General features: G+C 41.7%; 6 protein-coding genes. 5 read left to right on the forward strand and 1 reads right to left on the reverse strand.

Annotated features, from left to right (window positions below; genetic code table 11):
• Window positions 1-11: 11 nt before the first annotated feature.
• Window positions 12-596 carry a rhombosortase gene (gene rrtA, locus L1D50_RS08885; protein WP_239965902.1) on the reverse strand — a complete coding sequence of 195 codons (585 nt, stop codon included), beginning with the start codon at window positions 594-596 and terminating at the stop codon, window positions 12-14.
• 82 nt (window positions 597-678) lie between these two features.
• On the opposite strand from rrtA, the gene ggt reads away from it, so the two are divergent.
• The 5 genes from ggt to L1D50_RS08910 all read left to right on the forward strand — a co-directional run bounded on the left by ggt (window position 679) and on the right by L1D50_RS08910 (window position 6311).
• Window positions 679-2439, forward strand: a complete 1761-nt coding sequence (gene ggt / locus L1D50_RS08890) for a gamma-glutamyltransferase (RefSeq protein ID WP_239965903.1) — start codon at window positions 679-681, stop codon at window positions 2437-2439.
• A gap of 173 nt (window positions 2440-2612) precedes the next feature.
• Window positions 2613-4307, forward strand: coding sequence for an NAD-dependent malic enzyme (locus tag L1D50_RS08895; protein WP_138524029.1), 1695 nt, complete (start codon window positions 2613-2615; stop codon window positions 4305-4307).
• Between the two features lie 212 nt (window positions 4308-4519).
• Window positions 4520-5224, forward strand: a complete 705-nt coding sequence (locus L1D50_RS08900; protein WP_239965904.1) for an SIMPL domain-containing protein — start codon at window positions 4520-4522, stop codon at window positions 5222-5224.
• Window positions 5225-5280: 56 nt separating this feature from the next.
• Window positions 5281-5655: an MAPEG family protein gene (locus L1D50_RS08905; protein ID WP_239965905.1), complete on the forward strand. Its 375-nt coding sequence runs from the start codon at window positions 5281-5283 to the stop codon at window positions 5653-5655.
• Window positions 5656-5657: 2 nt separating this feature from the next.
• The gene (locus L1D50_RS08910; protein ID WP_239965906.1) at window positions 5658-6311 is read left to right on the forward strand and encodes a sulfotransferase family protein; all 654 of its coding nucleotides are present in this window, start codon (window positions 5658-5660) and stop codon (window positions 6309-6311) included.
• Window positions 6312-6356 lie beyond the last annotated feature (45 nt).

A 6356-nucleotide genomic window follows, 5' to 3' on the forward strand; every position in this document is an offset into this window, starting at 1 on the left:
AAAAAGCCAGCTTAAGCTGGCTTTTTTGTTTTAAAAAATAAATAGATAACAGCTAAAACCACACCACCAACCGCACCAAATAGATGTGCTTCAATGGCGACTCTCGAGTCTATCAGTTTGGCTACATCTGCGCTTGCACCCGCATATTGCTCCCAACATACCTTTGCCCACACACCAATAAACAACAGATATCCAGTTGTTAGCTTGCGCTTAATATCTTCAAGCGCTCCCCATACGATAAGCCCATGTAATAAGCCACTCAAGCCTGTATATACAACAATGTTTGGGGAAAATAGCAAGATCATGAGCCCGGTAAAGAGGCCAAGAAAAAACACATTCAGCCAATATTTTCTTAGTCTTGTATATTCGGCATGTAATAGCCAAATAAATAAGATACCAAGCAGGTTTAGCATCAAGTGATACCAATTGCTATGGGTAAACTGGCCACTCAAAATACGCCATAATTCACCATCAGCAATTGCATTTCTGTCGAAATCTAAGTACGGGCTAAGCCCGAACAACATCAGTATTGTTGACAATATCGCCAAAGACACAGGGCCAATGAGATATTCTTTGTTCGTTGGAAGTTCAAACATACGATTTCACGTTATTATTTTTGCATATTGTGCCTAATTGCTTTTATGATGCCAAATATAAGACGTAAGCAAAGTGGGTATTATGAAACATACACTTGCATCACTAACCGTGATTGCCGCATTCAGCTTTTCAACAAACACCTTAGCTGAACAACAAAAAATCGAAATTAGAGAGCCGGAAGCCGCAACAGGTTTTCAATCTAAAGAAGCACGCACTGCAGAAAAGTACATGGTCGTTGCAGCCAATCCCTATGCGAGTAAAGCAGGTCAATTGATGCTCTCAAAAGGGGGAAGTGCGGTTGATGCCATGATAGCGACCCAACTTGTGCTTACTTTGGTTGAGCCGCAATCTTCGGGCGTGGGTGGCGGGGCGTTTATCCTGCACTACGACAAGAAAACCAATGAATTAATTAGTTTTGATGGTAGAGAAACCGCACCAAAGCTTGCAGGTTCTGATCTATTTTTAGATGATTCGGGTAATGCGGTTAGATGGATTGAGGCGGTTGTGGGCGGTCGCTCTGTTGGTGTGCCTGGTATTCTGCACGCGTTTAAATCAGCACACGACAAATACGGTAAACTGCCGTGGCAAGAATTATTCAAGCCAGCGATTGAATTAGCTCGAGATGGATTTATTGTCTCTCCACGTTTAAACATGCTGCTTGAAAAGAAACTCAATCCTGGTTTGACAAAGCTCAGTCCTGCAAAAGAATATTTCTATCCGGATGGTAAAGCACTACAACCAGGGACCCTTAAAAAGAATCTGCCTTTGGCAAACCTATACTACAAGGTAGCAACACAAGGGATCCAAGCCTTTTATGAAGGGCAAAATGCCACCCAATTAGTGGAAGCTGTGCAAAAGTCTGAAATCGCACCTGGCAAATTGACGCTGAGCGACTTAGAAAATTATAAGAGCAAAACTCGAGACGCTATCTGTACTGAATATCGTGTATATAAAGTTTGCTCTATGGCACCGCCTAGTAGTGGCGGTATTKCCGTTTTGCAAATGATGAAACTGTTGGAACCGTACGACCTAGGTAAGTATAAGGCAAATGATCCAGAAGCTTTGCACCTCTTTACTCAAGCGTCTCGCCTAGCGTTTGCCGATAGAGACTTTTACGTTGCTGATCCTGATTTTGTTGAAGTGCCAGCAAAAGCATTGCTTAACGAACAATATCTACTAGGCCGCAGCAAACTTATCGGCGACATAGATAATCACGACTTTCCAGTAGGCGACCCAACTTCGGGCACACTCGCTTATGCTATGGATGATAGCTATGAATTACCTTCAACGAGCCATGTGTCGATTGTAGATGCAGAGGGTAATGCTATTTCAATGACAAGCTCGATTGAAATGGCATTTGGCTCGACGGTGATGGTCAACGGATATTTACTCAATAACCAATTAACCGACTTTGCGCTTTCTCCAAAAGTAGGGGATAAATGGGTTGCAAACAGGGTAGAAGCAAACAAACGTCCAAGAAGCTCTATGGCACCCGTAATGGTGTTCAATAAAGATGGGTCGCTTAAATTAATAGTCGGTTCGCCTGGTGGCAGCCGTATTATTAACTATGTTGCTCAAACCTTAGTTGGTGTTTTGGACTGGGGATTATCTGTGCAGGCAGCAATTGATTTACCAAAAATCACCAATCGCAATAAGTACACAACGCTTGAAAAAGGCACTGAGCTGACAAAACAAGTACCTTACTTTGAGAAAAAAGGCCATAAAGTACAGATCCGTGACTTAAACTCAGGACTACATGCCATTGAGGTTCGTGGAACACATTTAATTGGTGGCGCAGATCCAAGAAGAGAAGGTGTTGCTCTCGGTGAAAGCAGCGAATAAGCCGTGGTTTCTTAAGTGCTTTTAGGCTATAATTTCACGTTCCAGAAAAATTGTGTTTAACGTGCTCTGGAGCGCGTTAATAATGGTCTGATGAGCACTAAATTCATTGTAATTTAATCCTTTTCGACAATAATGAACCCTTAGACTAAAAAATTAGTGTCAAGCTTGTAAATATGACTAAACAAACCGATCCAAATTATCTCTACATTCCCTATTCAGGTCCTACATTATTAGAAACGCCACTGCTTAACAAAGGGAGTGCATTCTCTCAACGCGAGCGTGAAAATTTCAACTTAGCAGGACTACTTCCTCCTCGTTATGAAACAATTGAAGAGCAAGTTGAGCGTTGTTATCAGCAATATTCAAGCTTTAGCGACAACCTAAATAAGCACATCTACTTGCGTGCGATTCAGGACAACAACGAAACGCTGTATTACCGTTTAGTACGCGATCATTTGGAAGAAATGATGCCAATCATCTACACCCCAACAGTAGGTGATGCATGTGAGAAGTTTTCTGATATCTATCGTAGTTCTCGTGGTTTGTTTATTTCATATGAAGACCGTTATCAAATCGACGATATTTTACGAAATGCCACTAAAGGCAAAGTAAAAGTTATCGTGGTTACAGATGGTGAACGTATTTTAGGCCTTGGTGACCAAGGTATTGGTGGTATGGGGATTCCTATCGGTAAGCTGGCACTTTACACCGTATGTGGTGGGATCAGCCCAGCTTACACGCTGCCTGTTATGCTTGACGTTGGGACAAACAACGAAAAGCTACTCAATGACCCAATGTACATGGGCGCAAGACACCCGCGTATCGGCCAAGCTGAATATGACGAATTCCTGGATCTATTCATTAAAGCGGTTAAACGCCGTTGGCCTAATGTGCTGTTACAGTTTGAAGATTTCGCACAACCTAACGCAATGCCGTTATTGAAACGTTACCGCGATGAAATCTGTAGCTTTAACGATGATATCCAAGGCACCGCTGCGGTTACTGTAGGTTCGCTATTAGCCGCTTGCCGCGTGAAAGGAGCGAAACTCTCGGAACAAAAAGTAGTTTTTGTTGGCGCAGGCTCTGCTGGCTGTGGTATTGCTGAGCAAATTATTAGCCAAATGATTTCAGAAGGGGTAACCGACGAGCAAGCGAGAAGCCAAGTATTTATGGTGGACCGTTTTGGCCTTCTGACAGAAGGCATGGAAGGGCTAAGAGATTTCCAAGAAGCGCTAGTTCAACAACAAGCAAACCTTGCGGATTGGACATACAGTGGTGAATTTGCATCTTTATTAGATGTAATGCACTGTGCAAAACCAGACATCTTAATTGGTGTATCAGGTCAAGCGGGCCTATTCACAGAGCAAGTGATCCGTGCGATGCACGCAGGGTGCGAGCAGCCGATTATTTTCCCACTAAGTAACCCGTCACGCCAAGTTGAAGCGCATCCAAAAGATGTGATTGAGTGGACTGATGGTCAAGCAATTGTAGCTACTGGAAGCCCATTTGAGCCTGTAGTGTATGGTGAGCAGACAATCATCATACCGCAATGTAATAACAGTTATATCTTCCCAGGGATCGGCCTCGGTGTACTTGCAGCTAAAGCGAACCGTATTACAGATAGCATGTTGATGGTATCTAGCGAAATGCTTGCTGAATCATCACCACGTGCTAATACCGGCAAAGGTAGCCTACTACCAGCACTAACTGAAATTGAGCCGTTGAGTAAGCGTATTGCTTTTGCAGTTGCTAAAAAAGCAATGGAAGAGGGCGTTGCACTTGAAATGGAAGACGATGCAATTTGGGCCGCGATAGAGAAAAACTATTGGCTCCCTAAGTATAGAAATTACAAACGCTGTAGCGTCTAATTGCTTTTACTTAGCTAAAACAAAAATCGCCGCCAACTCATATTGGCGGCGATTTTGTTTATCAATCACGCGCAAAATTTGGGAGTACCACATATAACTTCTCAAAGTGATAATCGCTCATTTTGTTAAAGTTTGTTACCTTGAAATCCAATTCAGTAGTTGTTAATTGAAATATGCTTGAATATGCAGGTATCACTTTTTAGGAGCAAAAGATGCGAATTTTAACTGGCTTACTGGCATTATGTTTATCTGGATTTAGCTTTGCGGGCGCATTGCCTGACTCGCCGCATTTATATGTTAAAGGCACTTCATTTATTCAAGTACAACCCGATGTTGCAACCATACGTGTCGCCATTACCGAAAAGCAAAAATCGCTACCCACAGCCAAAGAAAACGTCGATAAGATTATGGCTAAGGCTATCGAAATCGCTAAACGCTTCGATATTAAAGAAGACGATATTCATGCGGAGCAACTGAATGTTTACAGACAGACACGCTACAATCGCGAATCAAATGAAGAAGAGTTTGATGGTTTTCGTGTGAGCCGAAGCTTGACTGTAAAACTTAAAGACATCAAAAAATACCCAGAGTTACTTCAAGAGTTTGTAGACAGCGGCATCAATCAGTTCAATAACACAGAATTTGGTGTTGAAAATGAAGGCAAGTATCTGCAAAGCCTCAAAAAAGCCGCCATTAAAGATGCAAAGAAAGCAGCTAAAGAACTAGCAGGCGAGTTTGATGTTGAGTTAGCAAAACTGTACTCAGTTTCATTCCAACCAATGCAAACGCCAATTCAGCCCTACGTGCGCTCTGCAGCAATCGCGATGGAAGCAGATCAAGGCGCATACAAAAATGCGTATAACACAGGTGCAATTACATTAAACGCGGAAGTCTATGCTGTTTACTTAATTGAGTAATACTGGCTGTAAACTAATTAAACTTATACACTAAGCCCTCCATTGGAGGGCTTTTTATGATCACTGGTTTATATGCGGCATTACTGGCACTAATCTATATTAAACTTAGTTTTAACATAATATCACTCAGACACAGACATAAAGTATCGCTTGGAGATGGTGGTATCGATGAACTGCAAAGTGCAATTCGGATCCACGGCAACTTTATCGAGTACACACCTTTCGTACTGTTAATGATGTTGTTACTCGAAACTCAGCAAATCAACCCGTATCTACTTCATACTTTTGGCATTGCTTTTTTGTTTTCTCGAGTTGCACACTATGTAGCACTCGGTAAAACTAACTTTTCGATCAGAAAAGTAGCGATGGCGACAACATATGGAGTAATACTTATTTTAGCGTCATTCAACCTCGTATATTACTTTATCTAAATATGACAAAACAAAAACTTCTGGTGACGGGTTTACCCCGAACCGGCACAACAAGCCTATGTATTGCTGCATTAGGTGCTGGATACAAAACAGCACACACTGCATACACGAGGCAAGCATTAGACAATGCTGAATTTATTGCTGATACTCCTGTCTTTGCTGACTATGAAAAATTATATGCTTTATATCCTGAAGCCAAAATAATCCAGTTAACACGGGATTTTGAGCAATGGCTTCCCTCAATTAAACGTTTGATGACGGCAATGAAAGAAAATTTACTGTCACAAAGAGGGGGCTTTAACGACACCATTAAGCGTTGTTATTTAGAAACTTTTCCTGATTTTGACAAACATTTTGAAGACGATAGTTATTGGTGGGATTGTTATAGTAAGCATCATGATAGGGTACTTAGCTTTGCAAAAATGAATCATATTCCTTTTATTACCTTCAATCTAACCGCTACTGATGCCGAGCAAATGCTTGCCGAATTTATCGGTGTAACTCAAGACAAAGTGATCATCCCGCATGTTAATATCGGCGGTAAAGTAACTGCATGGAAGTGGTTTTCACATCCCAATAAAGTGGGATCAACACGTAATGGCAAAGCAGATAAAGACACGACGCTGTTTAGCATGCAAGTTCGCTCAAGCCCTTGAGTTTGTTATACTCACTACAAATGTATATACAAGATAGAATTATGT

It is taken from the genome of Pseudoalteromonas sp. Isolate6 (genome assembly GCF_022398435.1).
Lineage (GTDB): Bacteria > Pseudomonadota > Gammaproteobacteria > Enterobacterales > Alteromonadaceae > Pseudoalteromonas > Pseudoalteromonas galatheae.

What these genes read in the sequence shown, in the direction of transcription:
- rrtA (WP_239965902.1), bottom strand. Translation starts at nt 596, where the DNA reads ATGTTTGAACTTCCAACGAACAAAGAATATCTCATTGGCCCTGTGTCT.
- L1D50_RS08895 (WP_138524029.1), top strand. Translation starts at nt 2,613, where the DNA reads ATGACTAAACAAACCGATCCAAATTATCTCTACATTCCCTATTCAGGT.
- L1D50_RS08900 (WP_239965904.1), top strand. Translation starts at nt 4,520, where the DNA reads ATGCGAATTTTAACTGGCTTACTGGCATTATGTTTATCTGGATTTAGC.
- L1D50_RS08905 (WP_239965905.1), top strand. Translation starts at nt 5,281, where the DNA reads ATGATCACTGGTTTATATGCGGCATTACTGGCACTAATCTATATTAAA.
- L1D50_RS08910 (WP_239965906.1), top strand. Translation starts at nt 5,658, where the DNA reads ATGACAAAACAAAAACTTCTGGTGACGGGTTTACCCCGAACCGGCACA.